8 protein-coding genes are annotated in these 26,343 nt (G+C 71.4%); 7 read left to right on the forward strand and 1 reads right to left on the reverse strand.

What is annotated here, in order from left to right; genetic code table 11:
• Positions 1-54 precede the first annotated feature (54 nt).
• On the reverse strand, positions 55-19,263 hold the full coding sequence (locus tag ACIBJC_RS00425; protein WP_399285761.1) for a non-ribosomal peptide synthase/polyketide synthase: 19,209 nt from the start codon (positions 19,261-19,263) through the stop codon (positions 55-57).
• A gap of 565 nt (positions 19,264-19,828) precedes the next feature.
• Here ACIBJC_RS00425 and ACIBJC_RS00430 point away from each other — a divergent pair.
• The 7 genes from ACIBJC_RS00430 (at position 19,829) to ACIBJC_RS00460 (ending at position 26,298) form a co-directional block, all read left to right on the forward strand.
• Entirely contained in the window at positions 19,829-20,815 is a 987-nt protein-coding gene (locus ACIBJC_RS00430; protein ID WP_399285763.1) for a class I SAM-dependent methyltransferase, read from the forward strand.
• An 18-nt stretch (positions 20,816-20,833) separates the two neighbouring features.
• Positions 20,834-21,622: a 2-keto-4-pentenoate hydratase gene (locus ACIBJC_RS00435; protein ID WP_399285765.1), complete on the forward strand. Its 789-nt coding sequence runs from the start codon at positions 20,834-20,836 to the stop codon at positions 21,620-21,622.
• A gap of 181 nt (positions 21,623-21,803) precedes the next feature.
• Positions 21,804-22,709: an acetaldehyde dehydrogenase (acetylating) gene (locus ACIBJC_RS00440; RefSeq protein ID WP_399285767.1), complete on the forward strand. Its 906-nt coding sequence runs from the start codon at positions 21,804-21,806 to the stop codon at positions 22,707-22,709.
• A complete protein-coding gene (dmpG, locus tag ACIBJC_RS00445; protein WP_399285769.1) occupies positions 22,706-23,785 on the forward strand; it encodes a 4-hydroxy-2-oxovalerate aldolase in 1,080 nt (359 codons plus the stop codon). Before ACIBJC_RS00440 ends, dmpG begins: the two co-directional genes overlap by 4 nt.
• 20 nt (positions 23,786-23,805) lie before the next feature.
• Complete coding sequence (locus ACIBJC_RS00450) at positions 23,806-24,063, forward strand: acyl carrier protein (RefSeq protein WP_399285771.1); 258 nt, start codon at positions 23,806-23,808, stop codon at positions 24,061-24,063.
• 69 nt (positions 24,064-24,132) lie between these two features.
• Entirely contained in the window at positions 24,133-25,242 is a 1,110-nt protein-coding gene (locus ACIBJC_RS00455) for a histidinol-phosphate transaminase (RefSeq protein WP_399285773.1), read from the forward strand.
• Positions 25,243-25,353: 111 nt separating this feature from the next.
• A complete protein-coding gene (locus ACIBJC_RS00460; protein WP_399285775.1) occupies positions 25,354-26,298 on the forward strand; it encodes an LnmK family bifunctional acyltransferase/decarboxylase in 945 nt (314 codons plus the stop codon).
• Positions 26,299-26,343 lie beyond the last annotated feature (45 nt).

The raw sequence follows: 26,343 nt of genomic DNA on the forward strand, positions 1-26,343 counted from the left end.
CGATGACCCTGCGGCAGATCGGTACCCGTGAAAGGGAATGCACCCCGAAAGGGGCTAATCGGTCTCGGCGGAGCCCAGCTCGTTCGCCACGATGTCCCAGACCTGCTGCGCGGCCTTGGAGTTCAGCAGCATCTCGCGGTGCGGGCGGTCGAGCGTGTGCTCCCGGACCTCGCCGGACACCGAGGGGCGCCACAGGTCGGCCTTCGTGTCCGAGTCACCGGAGATCAGCAGCAGGTCACCGACCGTCTTCCGCGTCCGGTGCGCCAGCAGGATCTTCGTGTTGTTGCGGACGATCCGGACGTACGCCTCGTGCTCCACGCCGGTGAGAGCCTCGGCCACCGTGTTCTCCTGCTCGGCGAAGTCCGCCCGCACCTCGGCGGTAGGGCGGCCGTCCACCGGGCTCGAATCCACGACGACCAGGGCCGCCACCTCTTCGCCGGCCTCCTCCAGTTGAGCGGCCATCTCCTGGACGACATGGCCGCCGAAGGACCAGCCCAGCAGGTGGTACGGGCCGTTGGCCTGCACGGTACGGATCTGCGCGACGTAATCGGCGGCCATCTGCGAGAGGGAGTCAGGCAGTTCGGCCGAGCCCGCGTCCAAGCCCCGGGGCCGCAGGGAGTAGAACGGGTACCGCTCCGGCGCGCAGTCGGCCAGCCAGCCGTACTCCCAGCCGAGCCCCATGATGGCGTGGGCGCAGAAGAACGGCGCGTGGTCGCCGGTCGGCCGAATGGGCACCAGCACGTCCGTGGGCCTCTGCTCGCCGCCCTCGGCGCTCCGGGCGAGGAGGCCGGCCACGGTCGGCGCCTCGAACACCGCCCGCATCGGCACCTCCATGCCGAGGACCGCCCGGATCCGGTTGACCAACCGCACCGCCATCAGCGAGTGTCCACCCAGCTCGAAGAAGCTCTCCTCGGCCCCGACGGACGACACTCCGAGCACCTGCTCGAAGATCGAGCAGAGCAGTTGCTCCCGCAGCGTGGCGGGGCCCCGTCCGCCCCTTCCGGTGCCGGCCGAGTAGTCCGGTGCGGGTAGCGCGGCCCGGTCCAGCTTGCCGTTCGCCGTCAACGGCAGCCGCTCCAGCACCGTCACCGCCGACGGCACCATGGACTCCGGTAGCCGGCTCGCCGCGAACTGCCGCACCACCGTGTCCAGCGGCACTCCGCCGTCACCGGGTCCGGCCTCACCGGTTGCCCCGTCACCGGCCCCGGCTTCCGGAACGACATAGGCCACCAGACGCGGGGCATCGGGGGTGTCCTCACGGGCGACGACCGCCGCCTGCGCCACCCGCTCGTGCCCGGCCAGCACCGCCTCGATCTCACCCGGCTCGATCCGGACACCCCGGATCTTCACCTGCTCGTCCACGCGGGCGACGAACTCCAGCCGCCCCTCGGCGTCCCACCGCACCACGTCCCCGGTCCGGTACATCAGCTCACCCGCCGGCCCGAACGGGCAGGCCACGAACCGCTCGGCCGTCAGCGCCGGACGTCCCAGATAGCCCCGGGCCAGCCCGTCGCCGGCCACGTACAACTCACCCGCCACACCCGGCGGCACGGGCCGGAGCCCTCCGTCGAGCACATACGCCCGGATGTTCCGGAGGGGCCGTCCGATCGGCACCGTCGCGCCGTCCCGCCGCGGATCGCACCGCCACGAGGTGACGGCCACCGATGCCTCGGTGGGGCCGTAGAGGTTGTGCAACGGCACCGCCAGCACCGTGTGGAAGCGGTCGCGCACCGCTGCGGGAAGTGCCTCCCCGATGCAGATGACCGTCCGCAGACTGGTGCACTTCTCCACGGCGGCGGCGTCCTCCAGGAACGCCCGCAGCATGGAGGGAACGAACTGGATGACCGTCGCCTGTTCCCGGTTGATCAACTCGGTCAGGTACGCGGGATCCCGGTGGCCGCCCGGTCGGGCCATCACCATCCCGGCGCCGTTCAGCAACGGCCAGAACAGCTCCCACACCGAGGCGTCGAACGCGAACGACGCCTTCTGCACGATCCGGTCCGTCACGCTCAGGCGGAACTCCTCCTGCATCCATGCCAGTTGGTTGACCACCCCATGGTGCGGGACGGTCACGCCCTTCGGGGTGCCGGTGGACCCGGAGGTGTACATCACATAGGCCGGGTGGCCGGGCAGCAGGGGCGTCGTCCGGTCGGCGTCGGTGACCATCCGGGCGTCCGACGCGGCCACGGCCGCCCGCACCACCGGATCGTCCGGCCTGATCCACTCCGCCGCGGAACGCGCCAACCGGGTTTGGCCGGATTGGAGTTCGAGCAGACGGGCGGTGATTTCTCCGTTGCTCACCACGACCGCGGGCGAGGCGTCGGCGAGCACCTGGTCGATACGCACGAGCGGCTGGCCGGGGTCGATGGACAGGTAGGCGCCGCCGGCCTTGACGACGGCCAGGAGTGCGACGACCTGTTCCACCGAGCGGTCGAGCACCACGCCGACCACGGCTTCCGGTCCCACGCCACGGGCGATCAGGTACCGGGCGAGCCTGTTGGTCCGCGCTTCCAGCTCCGCGTAGGAGATCCGCCCGCCCTCGAAGACGAGTGCGACGGCGTCGGGGGTACGGTCGGCCTGCCGGCGGAACAGGTCACCGAGGGTCGCGTCCGGCACCGGGCGGGCGGTGTCGTTCCACTCCTGGAGCATCCGGCGCTGTTCCGCGCCGTCGAGCAGGTCGATGCGGTGGACCGGCACGGTGGGATCGGCTGTGACCGCCTCCAGTACCCGCACCAGCCGGGCCGCCAGAGTCTCCACGGTGAGCTGGTCGAACAGCTCGGCCGCGAACACGATCCCGCCGTCCAGGCCGACCGGCATCCCCGCTTCATCACGACGCTCATGGACCTCGATGTCCAGGTCGAACCTGGCCGACAGCAACCCGGCGGGTTTCTCGGTCACCCGTACACCGGGCAGCCGCGGCGCCGTTTGAGAGTTGTTCTGCACGGCGAGCAGGACCTGGAACAGCGGGGGCCTGGCCATCGAACGCGCGGGGGCGAGCTCCTCCACCAGCCGCTCGAAGGGAACGTCCTGGTGCTCGAACGCCTCCAGGCTGGTCGCGCGCACCCGGTCGAGCAGTTCCACGAAGTCCGGGTCACCCGACAGATCGGTGCGCAGCACGAGGGTGTTGGCGAAGAACCCGACGAGGTCGTCCAGGGCCTGATCCAGACGGCCGGCCACCGGGCTGCCGATCACGATGTCCCGGCCGGCTCCGCTCTTCGACAACAGCACCGCGACCGCCGCGTGGAGCAGCATGAACATCGTCACGCCCTGACCGCGCGCCAGCTCGGTCAGCCCTGTGTAGGTCTCCGCCGGGATCCGCAGCGGCACCCATCCGGCACGGCGGCTCGCCACCGCCGGCCGCGCCCGGTCCACCGGGAGGGCGAGCTCCTGCGGCGCCCCCCGCAGCCGGTCCTTCCAGTAGGCCACCTGCCCGGCGAGCACACTCCCCGGGTCGTCCGCCTCGCCCAGCAACTCGCGCTGCCACAGCGTGTAGTCGGCGTACTGCACCGGCAGCGGCTCCCACCCCGGTGCGCGTCCCGCACACCGCGCCGCGTACGCCTCCGACAGGTCCCGCCACAGCGGGCCCATCGACCACCCGTCCCCCGCGATGTGGTGGAGGACCACCGAGAGCACCCACTCCTCGCCGCCGGGTGACTCGCCGTGGGCCAGGCGGAACAGGTCGGCCCTGAGCGGGAGTTCGGCGGCGAGGTCGAAGGCGTGGGCGGCGAGCCGGCCGAGGCGCTCCTCCAGCTCCTCGGCCTCGACTGCGGTGACCGGCAGCTCGACGGCCGCCTCTCCGACGGGCCGGACGCGCTGGGACGGTTGGTCACCCACCAGGGGAAAGGTGGTCCGCAGACTCTCGTGCCGGGCCACGACATCGGCGAGGGCGGCCCGCAGCGCCGCGGTGTCCAGATCCCCGGACAGCCGCAGCCTCAGACAGATGTTGTACATGTGGTTGGGACCTTCGAGCCGGTCCAGGAACCACAGTCGGCTCTGCGCGGAGGACACCGGCAGCTCGCGCGGACGCGGCACGGCCACCACCGCCGGCCGCGCCGGACCGCCGGACCGCGCCAGCCCCCGGGCGAGACCGGCCGGGGTGGGCGCCTCGAACACGGTCCGCACGGAGACCTCCACCCCGAGGACCGCCCGGATGCGGCTGACGAGTCGCACCGCCAGCAGGGAATGCCCGCCCAGGGCAAAGAAGTCGTCCTCGACCCCGACCCGCGGTAGCTCCAGTACCTGCGCGAACGCCGCGCACACGAGCTCCTCGCGGGCGGTGGCCGGCGACCGCCCCGCACCCGGGTGGCGGTCCGGCTCCGGGAGCGCGGCACGGTCGACCTTGCCGTTCGCCGTCAGCGGCAGCCGCTCCAGCTCCACCACCGCCGACGGCACCAGGTGCGCCGGCAGCCGGGCCACCAGGGACTCCCGTATCGCGGGGGCCACCGCGGTCCCGCCCGGTTTCCCGGCGAAGGCGGCGTCGGGCCGGAGCACCACGTAGCCGTGCAGGCGCTTGCCACCCGGGGCGGCCTCGCGGGCGACGACGGCCGCCTGGGCGACCAGTTCGTGAGCGGCCAGCGCCGCCTCGACCTCGGCGGGTTCGACACGGAAGCCGCTGATCTTCACCTGGTCGTCCGTACGGCCCACGAACTCCAACTGACCGGCACGGTTCCAGCGCACCAGATCGCCCGTCCGGTACATCCGCGCACCGGCCCCCTCGAAGGGACAGGCCACGAACCGCTCACCGGTCAGCCCCGGACGCTTCAGATATCCCCGGGCCAGCCCGGCTCCGGCCAGATACAGCTCTCCCGGCACACCCATCGGCACCGGAGCCAGCCGCTCGTCCAGCACGTACGCCCGGGTGTCGGCCAGCGGACGCCCGATGGGGATGTCGTCCCCGTCGCCGACGTCGGCCCAGGTGACCGGGTGGGTGTGGGTGTAGGTGGTGCTCTCCGTCGGGCCGTACCCGTTGACGAGCCGGGTGCCCGGCAGGGCTTCGAGCAGGGTCCGGCACTGCGGTACCGAGAGCACGTCCCCGCCCGTGAGGAGGCTGCGGACGCCTCGCAGCGCCTCGACGTCGATGTCCACCACCTGGTGCAACAGGCCCGTGGGCAGCGCCGCGACGGTGACCCGGTGCTGGAGCAGGAAGCGACCGAGGGCGGGCACGGACAGCGTCCCGGCGGGGCCGACCGCGAGTGTCGCCCCGTTGACCAGGGGGATCCACATCTCGAAGGTGGTGCAGTCGAACGAGACCGAGGCGAGGTGCGCTACGACGTCACCGGGACGTACGCCGGCGTACGTGGCCGGACGCACCAGACGGTCGATTCCCCGGTGGGTGACCGTGACGCCCTTGGGCGTGCCGGTGGAGCCCGAGGTGTAGATGACATAGGCAGCCTGGTCGGGACGCGGCGGTACCGCTCGGTCCAGCCGGGTGAGCGGGGCGTCGTCGTTGTTGGCCACCGCTGCCCGCACCGCCGGATCGTCCAATGTGATCCGCTCCGGGCCTGACCCGGGGTCGAGGAAGTCCGAGTCGGGCCGGTCGAGTTGGCCGGCGAAGGACGCGGTGGTGACCAGGGCGGCCGGAGCCGCGTCGGCCACCATGAGACCGATGCGACCGGAGGGGTACGACGGGTCGATCGGCAGATAGGCGCCCCCGGCCTTGAGCACCGCCAGCAGCAGGACGACCCTCTGGGGCGAACGGTCCATCACCACCGCCACCACGGACTCGGAACGCACCCCGTGGTCGATCAGGTACCGGGCGAGGCGGTTGGATTCCGCGTCGAGCTGCGCGTACGTCATCCGCGCCGCGCCGCGGACCAGCGCGACGGCGTCGGGGGTGCGGGCGGCCTGCGCCCCGAACAGCTCGGGCACGGTGGCGGCGGGTTCCGGGCGTGCCGTGTCGTTCCACTCGGTCAGGATGCGCTGCCGCTCGTCGGCGTCGAGGAGGTCGATTCCGTTCAGGGACCGGTGGGGGTCGGCCGCGACCGTGCGCAGGATGTGGACCAGCCGGGTGACCAGCGCCTCGGCCGTGGCCCGGTCGAACAGGTCGGTGGCGTAGGTGAGCCCGCCGTTCAGACCGGCCGACCGCCCCTGGTCGTCGAAGCGCTCTTCGACGTGGAAGTCGAGGTCGAACTTGGCCATGCGGACCTCGGAGGGCCGGGCTTCGATGTCCAGGCCCGGCAGGTCGATCGTCGCCTCAGGAACGTTCTGCACCGCCAGCATGACCTGGAACAGCGGGTGCCTGGCCAGGGAACGGGCCGGGGCCAGCTCCTCCACCAACCGCTCGAACGGCACCTCCTGATGCTCCAGCGCACCCAGCACCCTCTGCCGCACCCGGCCCAGCACCTCGGCGAAACTCGGACCACCCGACAGATCGGTACGCACCACCAGCGTGTTCACGAAGAACCCGACCAGACCCTCCAGAGCCTGATCGTTACGACCGGCCACCGGACTACCGATCACAATGTCCTCCCCCGCACCCACCTTCGACAACACCACCGCCACCGCGGCCTGCCACACCATGAACACCGTCACACCCTGCCGGGCCGCCAACTCCACCAACCCCGCATGCAGCTCGGCCGGCAGGGTCAGCGGCACCCAGCCACCGCGGCGGCTCGCCACTGCGGGCCGTCGCCGGTCCGCCGGAAGCTCCAACTCCTCCGGCGCACCCCCGAGCTCCGCCTTCCAGTAAGCCACCTGGCCGGCCAGCACACTGTCCGGATCATCCGCCTCGCCCAGCAGCCCCCGCTGCCACAGCGCATAGTCCGCGTACTGCACCGACAGCGGCTCCCAGTCCGGCACACGCCCGGCGAGGCGGGCGGCGTAGGCGGCCGACAGACCTCGTAGGAGTGGCCCCATGGACCAGCCGTCACCCGCGATGTGGTGCACGACCAGCACCAGCACGGACTCGCCCGTGACCACCGACCCGGCATCGGGCGACGGCCGACCGGCACCCGGAGTGAACAGCGTGGCCCGCAGCAGCACCTCACGCCCGAGATCGAAGACGTACGAACACGCCCGGTCGATCTCCGCTTCCAGCACCTCGGAGGCCACCGGGACCACCGGCAGATCCACACCCGCCTCACAGACAGGCACGACCTCCTGATACGGCTCCCCCTCCACCGCCGGAAAGCGCGTCCGCAGACTCTCATGCCGCGCCACCACATCACCCAACGCCGCCCGCAACGCCGCCACATCCAACCGCCCCGACAACCGCAGCACCAGCGGAACGTTGTACAGAGCACTCGCACCCTCAAGCCGGTCCACGAACCACAACCGACGCTGGGCATACGACAACGGCAACACCCCCGCACGCGCCCCGGCCACCACCGCGGGCCGCGCAGGCACACCACCGGCCCCCTCCAACCGCACCGCCAGACCGGCCACCGTCGGCGCCTCGAACACCGCCGGGACCGGGACCTCCAGACCCATGACCGCCCGGATCCGGCTGACCAGCCGCACGGCCAGCAGCGAATGTCCGCCCAGCGCGAAGAAGTCGTCCTCCACGGTGACCCGGGGCACATCGAGCACCTGGGCGAACACCGAGCACAGAAGCTCCTCGTACACGGTGGCCGGTCGCCTGCCCGGTCCCGTGCCGGAGGCGTGGTGCGGCGCGGGCAGCGCGGCCCGGTCGACCTTGCCGTTCACCGTCAGCGGCAGCCCCTCCAGCACCACGACCGCCGACGGCACCATGTACTGCGGCAGCCGACTCGCCAGGAAGTCCCGCGCCACCGTGGCGAATTCCGCGTCGACCGCGTCGTGGGTGAGGACGGCGTAGGCGGCGAGGTACTTGTCACCAGGGGTGTCCTCGCGGGCGAGGACGACCGCCTGGGCGACCAGCTCGTGCCGGGCCAGCACCGCCTCGACCTCACCCGGCTCGACGCGGAAGCCGCGGATCTTCACCTGGTCGTCCGCCCGGCTCACGAACTCCAGCTGACCGGCGCGGTTCCAGCGCACCACGTCACCGGTCCGGTACATCCGCGCACCGGCTCCCTCGAAGGGACAGGCCACGAAGCGCTCACCGGTCAGTCCGGGACGGTTCAGATACCCCCGGGCCAGCCCGGCGCCGGCGATGTACAGCTCGGCGGCCACCCCCGCCGGCACGGGGTTGAGGTACTCGTCGAGTACGTACATCCGCGTGTCGTCCATCGGATACCCGACCGGCACGACGTCCCCGAGCGACTCAGGATCCTGGATCGGGATCTGAGTGCCGATGACGGTCACCTCGGTCGGGCCGTACGTGTTGCGGACCGTGATCGAGGGCGCGGCCTCCAGCACCTGCCGTACCGCCGCGGTGGGGACCACGTCTGCGCCGGTGAACACTTCGTGCACCCCGGCCAAGGCGGTGGGGTCCTCCTCGGCGATCACTCGGAACAGGCCCGCGGTCAACTGGACGTGGGTCAGCTTGTGATCGCCGATCAGCGACCTGAGCAGCGCCGCGTCGATCCGGCCCCGGGGGGCGACGACCACCTGTCCGCCGGTCAGCAGCGGAACCCACAGTTCGAGGGTGGAGCCGTCGAAGGTGTGCGGCGCCGCGAACAGGCCCCGGGCCTGCCCGGGGAAGTGCCAGCAGCGGTCACCGGCCAGTTCCCTCACGTCCCGGTGGGTGGTCGCGATGCCCTTGGGCTCACCCGTCGATCCGGAGGTGAACATCACGTAGGCCAACTGGTCGGGCAGGACCCGCACCGGTACGGCCGAGTCCGGCGCACCGGCCCACGGAGCCTCCGGCCCCTCCTCGCCGGCCACGACCACCGTGCCGACGTACTCCCGCACGGTCGGCACGTACACCGGGTCGACCAGGCACACGTCCACGCCCGCCTGCCGCAGCACCTGCCCGATGCGCTGGGCCGGCTGACCGGGGTCGACGGGCACATACGCGCCGCCTGCCTTCATCACCGCCAGCAGAGTGGTCACCAGGTCGATCGACCGGTCCATGACCACCCCGACGAGGGACTCGGGGCCCACCCCGCGGTCGTGCAGATACCGGGCGAGACGGTTGGACCGGGCCTCCAGTTCACCGTACGGGACCCGTTCCTCGCCGGACGCCAGGGCAATGGCCCCGGGGGTACGGGTGGCGTGCTCGGTGAACAGCGCCGGCACCGTGACGGCGGCCGGGCGGCGGTCGCCGTTCCACTCCGTCAGCAGTCGCCGCCGCTCGGCGGAGTCCAGCAGGTCCAGGCGGCTGATCGGGCGGGCGGGGCCGGCGGTGACGGTCTTCAGGAGGCGGATCAACCGATTGACCAGCGTCTCGGCCGTGGCCGGGTCGAACAGGTCGGTGGCGTAGGTGAGCCCGCCGAGCATGCCGTCGGGCCGCCCCTGGTCGTCGAACCGCTCGACGACCTGGAAGTCGAGGTCGAGCTTGGCCATGGTGACCCCGCCGGGGCGGGCCTCGACATCGAGGCCGGGCAGATCGATCGTCGCCTCGGGAACGTTCTGCACCGTCATGGTGACCTGGAACAGCGGGTGCCTCGCCATGGAACGCGCCGGGGCCAGCTCCTCCACCAACCGCTCGAACGGCACCTCCTGGTGCTCCAGCGCACCCAGAGCAGACCGCCGCACCCGGCCCAACACCTCGGCGAAGCTCGGGTCACCGGACAGGTCGGTGCGCACCACCAGCATGTTCATGAACAACCCGACCAGATCCTCCACCGCCTGGTCGGTCCGTCCGGCGATCGCGCTGCCGATCGGAACGTCCTTGCCCGCACCCAGCTTGGACAGCAGCACCGCCAGGGCGGCCTGCCACACCATGAACATCGTCACGCCCTCGGCACCGGCCAGCTCCGCCAGGTCGGCATGGAGTTCGGGTGGAACGTCGATCGCCGCCCAGCCGCCTCGGTGACTGGCCGTCGTGGGCCGTCGCCGGTCCGCCGGAAGCTCCAACTCCTCCGGCGCACCGCCGAGTTCCGCCTTCCAGTAGGCCACCTGGCCGGCCAGCACACTGTCCGGATCATCCGCCTCGCCCAGCAGCCCCCGCTGCCACAACGCGTAGTCCGCGTACTGCACCGGCAACGGCTCCCAGCCCGGCACACGCCCGGCACACCGCGCCGTGTATGCCACCGATAGATCCCGCCACAGCACTCCCATGGACCAGCCGTCACCCGCGATGTGGTGCACGACCAGCACCAGCACGGACTCACCCGTGACCGCCGACCCGGCATCGGCTGACGGCCGACCGGTGCCCGAGGTGAACAGCGTGGCACGCAGCAGCACCTCGCCCCCGAGATCGAAAACGTACGAACACGCCCGGTCGATCTCCGCTTCCAGCACCTCGGAGCCCACCGGAACCACCGGCAGATCCACACCCACCTCGCAGACAGGCACGACCTCCTGATACGGCTCCCCGTCCCGTTGCAGGAAACGCGTCCGCAGACTCTCATGCCGCGCCACCACATCACCCAACGCCGCCCGCAACGCCGCCACATCCAGCCGCCCCGACAACCGCAGCACCAGCGGAACGTTGTACAGCGGGCTCGCACCCTCAAGCCGGTCCACGAACCACAACCGCCGCTGGGCATACGACAACGGCAACACCCCCGGACGCGGCCCCGCCACCACCGCGGGCCGCGCAGGCACACCACCGGCCCCCTCCAACCGCCCCGCCAGACCGGCCACCGTCGGCGCCTCGAAGAGGACACGGACGGGCAGTTCGACCCCCAGCACGGTGCGGATCCGGCTGGCCAGCCGCACCGCCTGCAACGAATGCCCGCCCAGCGCGAAGAAACTGTCGTCGGCCCCGACCTGCGGCACGCCCAGCACCTGGGCGAAGACCGCGCAGAGAAGCTCCTCGCGCACGGTGGCCGGTCGCCTTCGTGGCGTGCCGGACCGGGACTCGGGGGCAGACGGGGCGACGGAAGGGGGTTCCGCCTGCTCCTCCGCCCGGCGCACGAGCTCCAGCCGACCGGCGCGGTCCCATCGCATCACGTTCCCGGTGCGGTACATCCGTGCGCCGGGTTCCTCGAACGGGCAGGCCACGATCCGCTCGGCGACCTGACCTGGACGGTCCCGTTCCCCACGGGCGAGCGCGGCACCCGTCACATACAGCTCACCGGCCGCCCCCGGCGGCACCGGTTCGAGGGAGTCGTCCAGGACGTAGACACGCGTGCCGACCGGCGGGTGTACGAGGGATGCGCGCTCCCCGCCGGGTACCGACGTCGCGGGATCGGGCGTACGCGCGGGCTGCGCGGCGAACAGCTCGGGCAGCGTGTCCGCAGGCAGTGCACGAGCGGCGTCGTTCCACTCCGTCAGGATCCGTTGCCGCTCCGGGGCATCCAGCAGGTCGATACCGCGGATGGGCCGACGGGGGTCGGCGACGACCGCCCGCAGGACCCGGATCAGCCGGGTGACGAGCATGTCCACCGTGGCCTGGTCGAACAGATCGGTCGCATACACGATGCCGCCATCAAGACCGGCGGGCAGACCCTGCGCGTCGAAACGCTCGACGACCTCAAGGTCCAGGTCGAACTTGGCGCCCTGTGCCCCGGGCGGCAAGGCGCCGACCTCGACCCCGGGCAGGTCGAGCGCCACGTCCGGGACGTTGTGCAGGGTCAGGGCGACCTGGAACAGCGGGTGCCTGGCCATGGAACGGGCCGGGGCCAGCTCCTCCACCAACCGCTCGAACGGCACCTCCTGATGCTCCAGCGCACCCAGCACCCTCTGCCGCACCCGGCCCAGCACCTCGGCGAAACTCGGACCACCCGACAGATCGGTACGCACCACCAGCGTGTTGGCAAAGAACCCGACCAGATCCTCCAGAGCCTGATCGTTACGACCGGCCACCGGACTACCGATCACAATGTCCTCCCCCGCACCCACCTTCGACAACAGCACCGCCACCGCCGCCTGCCACACCATGAACATCGTCACGCCCTCGGCACCGGCCAGCTCCGCCAGCTCCCTGTGCAGTTCCGCGGGCATCCGGAAGCTCGCCAGCCCTCCCCGGTGGCCGGCCTCCGCGGGCCGCGGCCGGTCCACCGGCAGGGCCAGTTCCTCCGGCGCCCCGGCCAGCGCCTTCCGCCAGTACGCCATCTCGCCGGCCAGCACACTGTCCGGATCGTCCGCCTCGCCCAGCAACTCCCGCTGCCACAGCGTGTAGTCGGCGTACTGCACCGGCAACGGCTCCCAGCCCGGCACCCGCCCGGCACACCGCGCCGCGTACGCCACCGACAGATCCCGCCACAGCAGCCCCACCGACCACCCATCGGCCGCGATGTGGCGCACGACCAGCACCAGCACGGACTCACCCGTCACCACCGGGGCGTCCTCCGACGGAGGCTGGTCCGGGTCGAGCGCGAACAGTGTGGCCCGCACGGGCAGTTCGGCCGCCGGGTCGAAGGCGTGGAAGGCGGCCCGTTCGATCCGCTCCTCCAGCTCGTCGGCAGCGGCGACCGGGACCAGAGGCAGAGGGACACCCGCCTCGGCGACGGGCACGATCTCCTGGTACGCCTCCCCCTCCACCGCCGGAAAGCGCGTCCGCAGGCTCTCGTGCCGCGCCACCACGTCGGCCAGCGCCGCGCGCAGCGCCGTCACGTCCAGCCGCCCGGACAACCGCAGCACCAGCGGGACGTTGTACAGCGGGCTCGCGCCTTCGAGACGGTCCAGGAACCACAACCGGCGCTGGGCGTACGACAGCGGCAACACTCCCGGACGCGGTCCGGCCACCACCGCGGGCCGCGCAGGCACACCACCGGCCTCCGCCAACCGCACCGCCAGACCGGCCACGGTCGGCGCCTCGAACACCGCCCGCACCGGCACCTCCGCACCGAAGACCGCGCGGATCCTGCCGACCAGCCGCACCGCGAGCAGCGAATGCCCACCGAGGGAGAAGAAGTCGTCCTCGGCCCCGACGCGGGGCAGTCCAAGCACCTGCGCGAAGAGCGAGCTCAGAAGCTCCTCGCGCATGGTGACAGGCCGCCGCCCCGCGGGGGCGTGGAACGGCACCGGCAGGGCGGCCCGGTCCAGTTTGCCGTTCACCATCAGCGGCAGCCGTTCCAGTACGACGATCGCCGACGGCACCATGTACTCCGGCAGCCTGCCCGCCAGGTACCCGCGTACTGCCGACTCCAGCCTCTTGCCGGCGACCGCGCCGGGGTCACCGGTGGGGAGGAGGTAGGCCGCCAGACGCTTGTCACCGGGAGTGTCCTCCCGGACGACGACCACGGCCTGCGCCACCCGCTCGTGCGCGGCCAGCACCGCCTCGACCTCGCCCGGCTCGATCCGGAAGCCGCGGATCTTCACCTGGTCGTCGGCGCGGCCGACGTAGAGGAGCTGGCCGTCAGCGGTCCAGCGCACCCTGTCGCCGGTGCGGTACATGCGGCCGCCGCCGGGCTCCGGGCGGCTCCCGGCCGCCGAACCGGAGGAGGGCCCCGCCGCCCCCTGGAACGGATCGGCCACGAACCGGCCGGCGGTGAGCCCCGGGCGGTTCAGGTACCCCCTGGCGACACCGGCGCCGGAGACGTAGAGGTCGCCCACCACCCCCACCGGTACGGGCGCGAGGTGTTCGTCGAGGACGTAGACGCCGGTGTTGGGGAGCGGCCGGCCGATGCACGGCAGGTCACCGGGGCGCAGCGGGCCCGCGGAGGCGGCGATCACGGTGGTCTCGGTCGGTCCGTACGCGTTGCCGAACCAGCGGCCCGCGCCCCACCGGTCGACGAGTTCGGAGCCCAGTGCCTCGCCCGCGACCAGCAGCGTCCGTACGGTCGCCAGTTCGGCCTCGGTTTCGACCATGCCGAGGACCGTGGGCGGGAGCTGTAGGTGTGTGACGGCGTGCCGGGCGATCACACCGGCCAGTCCGGCTCCGGGCAGCAGTTGCTCGGCCGGCGCCACCACCAGGCATGCCCCTGCGGAGAACGCCATCATGATCTCCCAGGTCGCGACGTCGAAGCCGATCGACGCGAACTGCAGCAGCCGACTGTCGCAGTCCAGGCCCGGCCAGCGGTCGGCCATGAGGTTCACGGCGTTCGCGTGCTCCACCACGACGCCCTTGGGCGTCCCGGTGGAGCCGGAGGTGTAGATCACATAGGCGGCGTGGTCCGGACGCAGGGGGGTGATCCGGTCGGCCTGGGTGAGTGCGCGCGGGTCCTGGTCGGCCGCCGTCGCCCGGACCACCGCGTCGTCCAGCATGATCCACTGCGGTCCGGCTTCCGGTCCGTGCCCGTCCGCGTGGGGCTCACGCAGCCGGCCGGCGATCTCCGTGGAGGTGAGCAGGGCGACCGGGGTGGCGTCGGCACACATGAAGGCGACCCGTTCAGCGGGCTGGCCGGGGTCGATCGGAAGGTAGGCACCACCGGCCTTCAACACCGCCAGCAGCGCGGTGATCAGGTCGGGCGAGCGGTCCATCACCACCGCCACCAGCGACTCCGGGCCCACCCCCCGCGCGATCAGATACCGGGCCAACCGGTTCGACTCCGCCTCCAGCTCGGCGTAGGACAGCTGTACGTCTCCGTAGGCCAGGGCATCGGCATCGGGGGTGCGGACGGTCTGGGCGGTGAACATGTCCGCCAGGGTGGTGACGGGCACCGGGCGGGCGGTGTCGTTCCACTCCGCCAGAATCCGCTGTCGCTCGGCCGCGGGGAGGACGTCGATGTGCCCGAGCGGGGTGTCCGGATGCCGTTCCAGAGCGTTGACCAGGTTCTCGGTGGTGGTATGCAGCAGGCGGGTGATCATGTCCGGGTCGATCGCCGCGGTCACCTGCACCACGAAGGCGAACTCGTAGCCGCTGTCGTCCACGGACACGACGAGGGGGTAGTTGGTACGGTCCCAGGCGCCGAGGATCCGGGTCCCGTGCGGCCTGGGCGCCACCCAGTCGCCGCTGAAGAAGTGGCGGTAGTTCAGCAGGGCGGTGAACAGCGGAGCGGGGGCGCGGACGCCGCTGGCCCGCTGGGCGACGGCCAGTGAGGCGTGCTCGTGCACGATCAGGTCGGCGAGCTGAGTCTGCATCGCGCGCATCGCGTCACGCACACCGACGCCGCTGCCGGCCCGCGCGCGCACCGGCAGCGTGTTGATGAAGAGCCCCGGAACGCGGTCGGCGCCCGCTCCGGCGTTCATCCGTCCGAACAGCACGGTGCCGAACACCACGTCGTCGCGGGCGGACACCGATGCCAGGACGCGGGCCCACACGGTGTGGAACACCGTCGCCGGGCTCACCCCCAGCAGGCTGGCCTGCTGCCGCAACCGCACCGCCAGCCGCCCGTCCACCGGCAGACGGGCCTCCCTGACAGCCGTACCGTCCCCGTGCACGTCCGCCAGCCCGAACGGAACCGTCGGCTCCGTCACGTCTCCCAGCAGTCCCGCGAAGTACCGCTCGTGCTCCGCGGGCGGTATGCCCAGCCGTGCCTGCGCCACGAACGTGCGGAACGGCAGGGGCGCCGGGAGCTGGTCCTCCCGCCCCTCCAGGATCTCCTGCATCTCGTCCAGCACCACGTCCAGGGCGGTGTGGTCCTGCACGAGATGGTGAAACTGCAGCACCCCGTGCCAGCGTTCACCGTCCGGTTCGGCCGCGACGCACACCCGCAACAACGGGCGCCGGCCGATGTCCATCGCCGAACCGCTCGCGGCCAGCAGCTCCTGGACCGTGTCAGGGGCTTTGCCGTCCAGGGTTATTTCCCGTACGGGGAGCCGCGCTTCGCGGAGCACCACCTGAACCGGCTCCCGTAGGCCTTCCCACAGGAACACTGTCCGGAATGTGTCGTGCCGGTCCACGACCGTCTGGAAAGCCTCCAGGTAGCGGTCCAGGCGGGCCCTGGAATCGAACTCCAACACCATGGACACGACGTATGCGTCGTTGCCGGTGTCCCGCATGAGGTGGTGGAAGAAGATGCCTTCCTGCAACGGTGCCAACGGATACACGTCCGCCACGTTCGCCGCCCCGCCCGGTACCTGCGCGACAATCCGTTCGACCTCCTCGCCGGTCAGATCGACGAGCGGCAGCATGCCCGGCGTGATGGCCTCCGCGCCCGCCGGAATCATGTTCGGGGGAACCTCGATCTCGGACTGACCGGCCACCACGGCCAGACTCGCCACCGTCGGTGCCGTGAACAACGACTGCACATCGACCGCCAGAGCCCGCTGCCGCAGCCGTTCGACCAAGGACACCGCAAGCAGCGAGTGCCCGCCCAACTCGAAGAAGTTGTCGTCGATGCCCACCTGCGGCAGCCCGAGAACCGCGGCGAACTCCTCGCACAGGATCTCCTCCCGCGGTGTGCGCGGCCCGTGCGCCGGCCCGGACACATCAGGCGCCGGCAGCGCCTTCCGGTCCAGCTTCCCGTTCACCGTCAGCGGCAGGCCGTCCAGCACCACCACCGCGGACGGCACCATGTACTCGGGCAGGCACGCGCTCACGTACGTACGCAGTTCACCGGCGAGCGCGCTCGTGTCGCCCGAGGCCGCGGGGTCCTCCTGGCCGTGGTCACGCCCGGATTCACCCCTCGCCGGAACCACGTACGCCACCAGACGCTTGTCATCCGGCTGATCCTCACGGACCACCACCGTGGCCTGCCCCACCTGTTCATGGGCGAGCAGCACGGTCTCCACCTCACCCGGCTCGATCCGGAACCCGCGGACCTTGACCTGGTCATCCGCCCGTCCCACGAACTCCAGCTGCCCGCCGCGGGTCCAGCGCACCACGTCCCCGGTCCGGTACATCCGCCCGCCGGCACCCTCGAACGGGCAGGCCGCGAACCGCTCGGCGGTCAGGCCCGGACGGTGCAGGTACCCCCGGGCCAGCCCGGCACCGGCCACGTACAGCTCACCTGCCACGCCCACCGGCACCGGATTGAGGAAGTCGTCGAGAACGTACACCCGGGTGTTGTCCAGCGGGTACCCGATGAGGCTGCCCATGTGTTCCCCGTCGACCATGGCCGCGTCGAGCCGGAGGTGGCTGACGTGCACGGTGGTCTCGGTGATGCCGTACATGTTCACCAGTACCGGAGTTTCACTCCGGTGCCGGGCGTACCACTCCCGCAGCCGGGGCAGGTCGAGCGCCTCACCGCCGAACACCACCAGCCTCAGCGCCAGTCCGGTACCCACCTCGGCGTGCTGCCCGTCGGCCCGCACGAGCTGGTGGAAGGCCGAGGGGGTCTGGCTGAGCACCGTCACCCGCTCCCGCGCCAGCATGCGGAGGAACTCCCCGGGGGAGCGCGAGACCTCGAACGGAACCACCACCAGGCGCCCGCCGTGCAGCAAGGCGCCCCACAGCTCCCACACCGAGAAATCGAACGCAAAGGAATGGAACCAGGTCCACACGTCCCCGCCGTCGAAGCCGAACCGCTCCCCCGCCCCCTGCAAGAGGGCCACCACACTCGTGTGAGCGACCGAGACACCCTTGGGAGCACCGGTCGATCCAGAGGTGTAGATCACATAGGCAGGGTGTTCGGGCCGGAGTGGGGCGGCTCGGTCGGCCTGGACCAGGGCGTGTGCGTCCTGCCCGGTCACCGAGGCCCGCACCGCCGGATCATCCAGCACGACCCACTGCGGCACGGACAGTCCGGCATGTGCTCCAGACCGGCCCAGGCGGCCGGAGACCGCGGCAGTGGTCAGCAGGGCGACCGGGGTCGCATCCGCCACCATCGAGGTGATGCGCTCGGACGGATATTCCGGGTCGACCGGCAGATACGCACCACCCGCCTTCATCACCGCCAGCAGCGCGGTGACCAGCTCGGGCGAGCGGTCCATCACCACCGCCACCAGCGACTCCGGGCCCACCCCCCGCGCGATCAGATACCGGGCCAACCGGTTCGACTCCGCCTCCAGTTCCGCGTACGAGACCTGTTCCTCCCCCGACACCATGGCCACGGCCTCAGGAGTGCGAGCAGCCTGCGCGCCGAACAGTTCCGGCACCGTCGCAGCCGCCACCGGGCGCGCGGTGTCGTTCCACTCGACCAGCGTCCGCCGGCGTTCGTCGGCGTCCACCACCTCAAGGCGGTCCAGCCCGACTCCGGGATCGGCGGCAACCCCGCGTAGGACCTGGACGAGGCGGGCGACGAGGTCTTCGGCCGTGACCCGGTCGAACAAGGCGGTGGCGTAGATGAGCACGGCGTCCGTACCGGCCGGCCGGCCCTGGCTGTCGAACCGTTCCATCACCTGGAAGTCCAGGTCGAACTTGGCCAGGGGCACCTCTCCCAGACGGGCCCGGACCGCCAGGCCCGGCAGGTCCACCGTCCCCTCGGGGGTGTTGTGGAGTGTGACGTTGACCTGGAACAGCGGGTGCCTGGCCATGGAACGGGCCGGGGCCAGCTCCTCCACCAACCGCTCGAACGGCACCTCCTGATGCTCCAGCGCACCCAGCACCCTCTGCCGCACCCGGCCCAGCACCTCGGCGAAACTCGGACCACCCGACAGATCGGTACGCACCACCAGCGTGTTCACGAAGAACCCGACCAGATCCTCCAGAGCCTGATCGTTACGACCGGCCACCGGACTACCGATCACAATGTCCTCCCCCGCACCCACCTTCGACAACAGCACCGCCACCGCCGCCTGCCACACCATGAACACCGTCACGCCCTGCCGGGCCGCCAGCTCCGCCAACCCCGCATGCAGGTCGGCCGGCAGGTCGAGCCGCACCAGACCGCCGGCATGATCGGCTGTCGCCGGCCGCGGCCGGTCCACCGGCAGGGCCAGTTCCTCCGGCGCCCCGGCCAGCTCCTTGCGCCAGTACGCGAGCTGCCTGGCGAGCACACTGTCCGGGTCGTGCGCCTCGCCCAGCAACTCCTGCTGCCACAGGCCGTAATCGGCGTACTGCACCGGCAACGGCTCCCAGCCCGGCACCCGCCCGGCACACCGCGCCGCGTACGCCTCGGAGAGATCCCGCCCCAGCGGGGCCACCGACCACCCGTCGCCTGCGATGTGGTGCACCACCAGCACCAGCACACACTCACCGGTCACCACCGGGTCGCGGTCCGCCGGCGGCTGCCCGGAGACCGGCGTGAGCAGCGTGGCCCGCAAGGGGATGCCGGCCGCCAGGTCGAAGACCTCCAGGGACGCGCGGACGATGCCGGACTCCACCTCGTCGGCGGGAGTGGGAACCAGGGTCAGGCCGACGCTCGCCTCGTCCGGGGAAAGGATCTGCTGGTACGGCTCCCCGTCCCGTTGCAGGAAACGTGTGCGCAGGCTCTCGTGCCGGGCCAGGACGTCGTCCAGCGCGGCCCGCAGCGCCACGACGTCCAGCCGTCCGGACATCCGCAGCACCAGCGGGATGTTGTAGAGCGCGGTCGGGCCTTTCAGTTGGTCCAGGAACCACATCTGACGCTGCGCGTACGACGCGGGGATCACAAGAACTCCTTACGGACGGGCGCATCCGGCGAAGGAAGGAGAACGACTGTGACAGGGCTTCGGGCGATCCCTGTGGCAGCCGGGGATCCGGGCGCCGACCAAACCGTGCATCCACTCCAACGGGTGCGATGCTCCCAAAGACATGCCTGCTCACGGCATCGGTGGGAGCCACAGTTACGCCTCGCCCCGTGGTTCTCCCGTCGTTCCGTCGGCCGGGTCGGCCACCGAGCGGCGCTTGTGTCCCTCTCTCGCGGAGAGCGCGCGGAAGAGCTCGCGGCAGGAAGCCCGGGCCCACCGGGAAGGCTCGATGCCCTGCCGATGTCCGGCCGTGCGGTACTGCGACCGTAACGGCGGTCGTCACCGATGTCTCTGGGCCGCGTGTCACCGAATCATGACGCATGGAAGATCGGGGATGGGCGCCAGATCGGTTGTCCCACCGTTTCCAGCCCTGTGCCAAGGTCGACGGGCTCCGGCCGCCTCTGCTCGACGTCACCCGGCTCGCATGCGCGGGACACTCTACGACGCCTTGCTCCGAGAAGTTTCCTCCTCCATCCGGAAGGGACGCATGAACAGTACCGACTCCAGGGAGACCGCCGCCGATCTCGCCGCCGACGCCGCTCTCCTTGAGATCGCCGAGGGCCTCGGCCTCTCCGCCCTCCTGGACCGAGCCGCGCCCTTCACCCTCCACGAGGTGACGGCCACCGCCGACGTGCCCGAGTCCGGTGCCGCCGCGTTTCTCGACGCGCTGCTCTGCGCGGGACTGCTGGAGCGGGGCGAGGAAGCGCACCACTTCACACCCTGCTCCGACATGGCCGACCGCCGGTACGCGGCCGGCTACCTCTCCTGGGCGCTCAACGCGAACCGCCCGTACGTCGACAACGCGGTGCTGTTTCTCCGCGACCCCGCGGCGGCAGGCGCGCGGTACCAGCGGGACGGGCGGCGGGTGGCGGTCTCGTCCCGGTGGATCGGGTCGTACGGCTTCTACCCCGGCGTCATCTCGGAGATCACCCAGCGCAAACCGGGGCGGATCGTGGATCTCGGCGCGGGAGCCGGCGGACTGCTGATCCACCTGCTGACCGCCCTGCCGGACAGCACCGGGCTGGCACTGGACCTGAGCGCGGCGGCCTGCGAGGAAGCCGAACAGGCCGCCCGGCGAGCAGAGGTCGGCGATCGTCTCCGGGTGGTGCACCGTTCGATCGAATCGCTTGCCGAGGACCCCTCTCCGGTGCGGGACGCGGACGTCGTGCACGCGGGATTCGTAATGCACGACGTGGTGAGCAGGCCCGACGTGCTCGACGGCGTGCTGCGCACCTGCCGGGCGTCGATCGCGGACGGGGGGTGCCTCGTGGTGACCGATGCGGTGCCCTACGTCGCCGATCCGAGGGAGCGCGGCTTCAGCGCGCTCTTCACGTACCTGCACGCCTGCTCGATGGACGTGCGGCTGCCGCCCGAGGAGGAGTGGCGCGCCGCGTTCCGTCGGGCCGGGTTCTCGGACGTGACCAGCACACCGCTGCGGATGCCCGGCAGCCGGATGTTCGTGGCCGCCGGATAGGACAGGAGCACTGTGAGGATGTCGGCCGAAGACACCACGGCACGAGCGAGAGCCCTCTACGAGGCGCGCGCGAAGCGGGTACCCGTCGCTCCGTTCACCGACGCGGACCCCACCCTGGGCATGGACGACGGATACGCCGTCCAGCGTGAACTCGTGCAGATGCTCGTCGCGGACGGCGATCACGTCGTCGGGTACAAGGCGGGCCTCACTTCCGCTGCGATGCAGGACATGTTCGGCGTGGACACGCCGGACTACGGCCCCGTGCTGGCCTCCACCGTGTACGCGGACGGGGCGACCGTGTCGTGCGACTCATTCATCGCGCCCAAGGTGGAGGCCGAGATCGTCTTCCGTCTTGGCGCGCCCCTCACGGGTCCCGGCATCACGCCGGAGCAGGCGCGCGGAGCCGTCGCGGAGGTCATGGCGGGGCTGGAGATCGTCGACTCCCGGATCGAGAACTGGCGCATCAGGCTCGCCGACACCATCGCGGATCTCGCGTCGAACGGTGCCGTGGCCCTGGGCCGGTCCGCCGTCTCCCCCGCGGACTGCGACCCCCGTCTGATCGGCATGGTGTTCTCGCGCAACGGCGAGACCGTGGCGACCGGCGCCGGCGCCGCGGCCCTGGGAGATCCGGTCGCCGTCGTGGCATGGCTGGCGAACGTGCTCGGCGCGCGCGGGGTGTCCCTGGAGGCGGGGCAGTTGATCATGACGGGGGCGCTCCACGCCGCGGTCCCGATGAGTCCCGGGGACACGTTCGTCGCCGAGTTCGACCGCCTGGGCTCCCTCACCCTGCACGTGGACGGCCCCTAGGGTCTTTCGTTTGGGTCTGGCTGGGTCAGGGAGCGGCCGCCGCGTCAGCGGCCGATGTCGCCGCGGGCACGCGAGCCCAGCAAGATCCAAACGAGAGGCCCTGGGCAACCGTCCTTCCGACCGGAACGCCGTACCAGGGCTCGTCAAGGCAGGTCTGCACACAAGGAAGGGCGGCACAGCCATGAGTACAGCCAGGAGAAGAACCGGGCGACTGTCCGCGGCGGTGCTCGGCGCCGGCCTCATCGGAGTGGACCTTGCGGCCAAGATCATGCGTTCGCGCTCCCTCGACTGCCGGCTGGTCGTGGCACGCGACGAGGACACGCCGGGTCTGCGGCACGCGGCCAGGCTCGGGCTGCCGACCGCGACGGGCGGCGTCGAGTCCCTGGTCGGCGCTCCGGACCCGTTCGACGTGGTCTTCGACGCCACCAACGCCGTGTCGCACGCCGAGCACGCGGAGCGGTTGAGGCCCCTCGGGACGATGCTCGTCGACCTGACGCCGAGCAAGGTGGGGCGGATGGTGGTCCCGACCGTGAACGGGGCGGATGTCCTGGACCACGGCGACATCAACATGATCAGTTGTGGCGGCCAGGCGTCGATCCCGATCCTGCACGCGATCGCGCGGCGGCACCGGATCGACTACGTCGAGGTGGTGGCCACCGCGGCCAGTCAGAGTGTGGGCCCGTCCACCCGGCGGAATCTCGACGAGTACATCGAGACCACCGAGGACGCGGTCCGTGGCTTCACCGGGGTCAAGGATGTCAAGGCGATCCTCAATGTGAGCCCCGCCAGGCCGCCGGCGACCTTCCGGGTCGCCATGTCCGTGCTGGGGGAAGGGCTGACCGCGGAATCGGTACGCGCGGTCGTGGCGACCGCGACGGAACCGGTCCGGGCGTTCGCCGGTGGCTTCGAGGTCACGGCGTGCGTCGTGGACGGCGGGAAGGCCCTCGTCGCCATCGAGGTCACCTCGTCCGGTGACCGCATTCCGCGGTACGCGGGCAACCTCGACATCATCAACTCCGCCGCGCTCCAGGTCGCCGAACTGTACGCGGCGGCCCACGTCCCGACGGCCGGGGCGGTGATGTCGTGACCGGGACGGCAGACAGGAAGAGCGGCGGGCGGAAGCCGGTTCTCGTCCATGATCCGACCCTGCGCGACGGACATCACGCGGTCCGCCACGCCCTCGGCCCCGACCAGCTCCGCAGGTACGCGGCGGCCGCGGACGCCGCGGGTGTTCCGGTGGTCGAAGTGGGGCACGGCAACGGCCTGGGCGCGTCCTCCCTCCAGGCCGGCCGGGCGCGGCTCGGCGACGACGAGATGCTGTCCGTCGTACGTGAGGCGCTGCCGAACAGCAGGATGGCCGCCTTCATGATCCCCGGATGGGGCACCGTCCAGGACCTCAAGAGGGCCATCGCCCACGACGTCGACATGATACGGATCGGCACACACTGCACCGAGGGGGACCTCGCCGAGCGGCATCTGGGGTTCCTCCGCGACGCCGGTGTCGAAGCGCACGGCGTTCTCCTGATGAGCCACATGGCCACTCCCCGGCAGTTGGCGGAGGAGTGCGCCCGGCTCGTGGAGTACGGGGCGAGCGGGGTGGGGTTTCTCGACTCCTCCGGTCACTTCCTGCCGGCGGACGTGACGGAACGCGTCGGCGCCATCCGCCGGGCCGTCGATGTACCGGTGATGTTCCACGGGCACAACAACCTCGGTATGGCCGTCGCCAACTCGGTCGCCGCGGTCGAGGCGGGGGCGGTCATCGTGGACGCCTGTGCCCGGGGCTTCGGAGCTGGGGCCGGCAACACCCAACTGGAGGTCCTGGTACCCGTGCTGGAGCGGATGGGATTCGCCACGGGCATCGATCTGTACGGTCTCCTGGACGCGGCGGACCTCGCCGGACGCGAGCTGATGCCCGCCCCGCCGACCATCGACTCCGTCGGCGTCGTCAGCGGCCTGTCCGGAGTGTTCTCCGGCTTCAAGAACCGGGTCCTCGATGTCTCCCGGCGCGAAGGGGTCGACCCGCGCGATGTCTTCTTCGAGCTGGGCGAGCGCCAGGCGGTGGCCGGCCAGGAAGACCTCATCGTGGACGTCGCACTCACCCTGCGGGAGGAGGCCCGCAGCGGCCGGCCCGCCCGGGAACCACGGCCCTCCGGTCAGTTGTGACGGCGAAAGAGGAACAAGCCATGTACGAGGTACTCAAAGGAATCCTGGTGGACGGCCTCCAGATGAGGGAGGAGGACATCGTACCGACGGCCCGCCGCGAGGAGGTGGGCCTCGACTCCCTCACCGCGGTGGAACTGGCGGCGCTGCTGCACACCCGGCTCGGCATCGAGATCCACGACTACGAGCTGTTGGACGCCGCCACGGTCGCGGACATCGGGCGTCTGCTGGAGGAGCGGCTGCCGCGCGCCGGAGCCGAGACCGCCGAGGGGCGCCCCTGAGCCTGTCCCACGACCACCGGACAACCCACCGGACCACGATGCACCGGCCTTGCGAGCTTGGGAGTCCCCTTGTCCTTGCCCCGACTCCGCGCGGTCCTCGGCCGTCTCACCGCATACCAGGCGACCGAGGGCGTGCATACGGCGGCGCGCACGCGCCCGCTGTCGGCGAACGAATCTCCCCACGACCCGCTGCCGGGCATCGCGGAAGCGATCGCGGATGCGGCCTCGACGGTGAACCGCTACCCCGACCCGGGGTGCGGCGAGCTGACGCGTGCGATCGCGCGGAGGCACGGGATCACGGACGACGGGGTCGTGGTGGGCGCGGGGTCCGTCGCGCTCCTCCAGACGCTGATGCAATCCGTCGGCGACCCCGGCACCGAGGTCGTGTACGCCTGGCGGTCGTTCGAGCTCTACCCCGTTCTCGCCGACCTCGCCGGCCTGCGCTCCGTGCGGGTGCCCCTGGTCGACGGCGCGCACGACCTCCCGGCCATGGCCGACCGGGTCACGGGCGCCACGCGGCTGGTCCTCATCTGCAATCCCAACAATCCGACGGGCACGGTGGTCACCGGGGAGGCTCTGCGGACGTTCCTGGCGCGCACCCCGGCGACCTGCCTGGTCGCCCTCGACGAGGCGTACTACGAGTACACGCGCGAGCCGGCCGCCTCAAGCGGCCTGGACCTCTGCGCGGCGCACCCGAACCTCGTGGTGCTGCGCACGTTCTCGAAGGCCTACGGACTCGCCGGCCTCCGGGTCGGCTACCTCGTGGGTCATCCCCGCGTGACCGAGCAACTGCGCAAGGCCTGCCTCGCCTATGCGGTGAACGGGGTCGCGCAGCGAGGGGCCGTGGCGGCCCTCGGGCTCGACGACCAGTTGCTGCGCCGCGTCGACGCCACGGTCGCGGAACGCGGCAGGGTCCGGGACGCCTTGGCGGCCCACGGCTGGGACGTTCCGGCCGGCCACGCCAACTTCCTCTGGCTCCGGCTGGGCGATGCCTCGGCCGAGTTCGGCAGGTGGTGCACGGGCAAGGGCATCGCCGTGCGGACGTTTCCGGGCGAGGGCGTGCGCGTGTCGATCGGTTGCGCCGAGGACAACGACGCCTTCCTCGCCGCATCGGCCGAATGGCTCACGAGGACGTCGGCCGGAGCCGGAGCAGGTGAGTCACGAGCGGCAGAACGGTGACCCCCGGCCACCCCCGGTGAGCCGGCCCCGCGAACAGCCCGGTCAGCCCCGATCAGCCCGAGCGGAAAGGTGGGAACAGTGAACCGGAGCACTACGGCACAGCCCGTCCGGATGGTTGACGACAGTTCGCTGTCCCGCCATGTGGTCGTCGCCCCGGGCATGTGCAGTGGCGGATCACTCGTCTTCGGTCAGATCGGGGACTGGACCTGGGAAGCGGTGGCCGCCGCCTGCCGCACCAACGTGCACGCGGCCCGCACCTCCGAAGGGCAGCCCGCCTACCTGTCCTTCTACTACTTCCACGTACGCGGCGGCGACGTCGTCCATCCCCACGGCCTCGCCTTCGGCGACGAACTCCAGGTGAGCTCCCGGGTGTTCCAGTTCGGCAGCCAGGGCGTGATCACGCTCCACCGGCTCGCGCCGGCGAGGCTGGGCCTGGCCGACGCTCCGTTGGCCCCCGCGGAGCTGTACGAGCGCCCCCACCCGGACTGTCTCTACGCCGAGAACTTCAACCGTTGGATCGCCCGTGAACGCCCGGGCAGCAACCAGCAGTTGTCCCAGGTCGCGCCCCCGGACTTCTCCTACGGCGGCCTCCCCCGGCTGCCCAACGCCCACTCCCCGCGCACCCTCGTCGGACGCGCCCGCGAGGCGGGCAGCTTCTACTCGGCGGGGCCGCCCGGCCTGGTCACGGCCGGGCCGGCCCACACGTCCGAGTACGCGCTGGACGTCGTGCGCGACCTCAACGGCGCCGGGCTCGTGTACTTCGCCTCGTACTTCTCGATCTTCGACACGGCCCTGCTGCGCGTGTGGCGGTCGCTCGGCCGCAGCGACGCGCAGTTCCTGCGGCGCAAGGTGGTCGACCAGAAGGTCGGGTATTTCGGCAACGCGGACCCGGGCGCGGTGTTCACCATCAAGGTGCGCAGGTGGCGCAGCACGGCGCGTCCGCGGATCGAGATCGCCGACATGGCCATGCGTGACTCCGGTACGGGGCGTCTGCTCGCGGTCGCCGGCATCGAGATCGACGTCGACGCGTCCCGGGCGGACGCGCCGACGTCGTGAGAAAGGCCTCGTCGAGACCTCGGGGGCGACCACGGCGGGGCGCCA

This window comes from Streptomyces sp. NPDC050509 (genome assembly GCF_044457965.1).
In the GTDB taxonomy this organism is placed as follows: Bacteria; Actinomycetota; Actinomycetes; order Streptomycetales; family Streptomycetaceae; genus Streptomyces.

Coding starts and splice junctions, on each gene's coding strand:
- ACIBJC_RS00435 (WP_399285765.1), top strand. CDS start 20,834: ATGTCGGCCGAAGACACCACGGCACGAGCGAGAGCCCTCTACGAGGCG.
- ACIBJC_RS00440 (WP_399285767.1), top strand. CDS start 21,804: ATGAGTACAGCCAGGAGAAGAACCGGGCGACTGTCCGCGGCGGTGCTC.
- ACIBJC_RS00460 (WP_399285775.1), top strand. CDS start 25,354: ATGGTTGACGACAGTTCGCTGTCCCGCCATGTGGTCGTCGCCCCGGGC.
- ACIBJC_RS00450 (WP_399285771.1), top strand. CDS start 23,806: ATGTACGAGGTACTCAAAGGAATCCTGGTGGACGGCCTCCAGATGAGG.
- ACIBJC_RS00430 (WP_399285763.1), top strand. CDS start 19,829: ATGAACAGTACCGACTCCAGGGAGACCGCCGCCGATCTCGCCGCCGAC.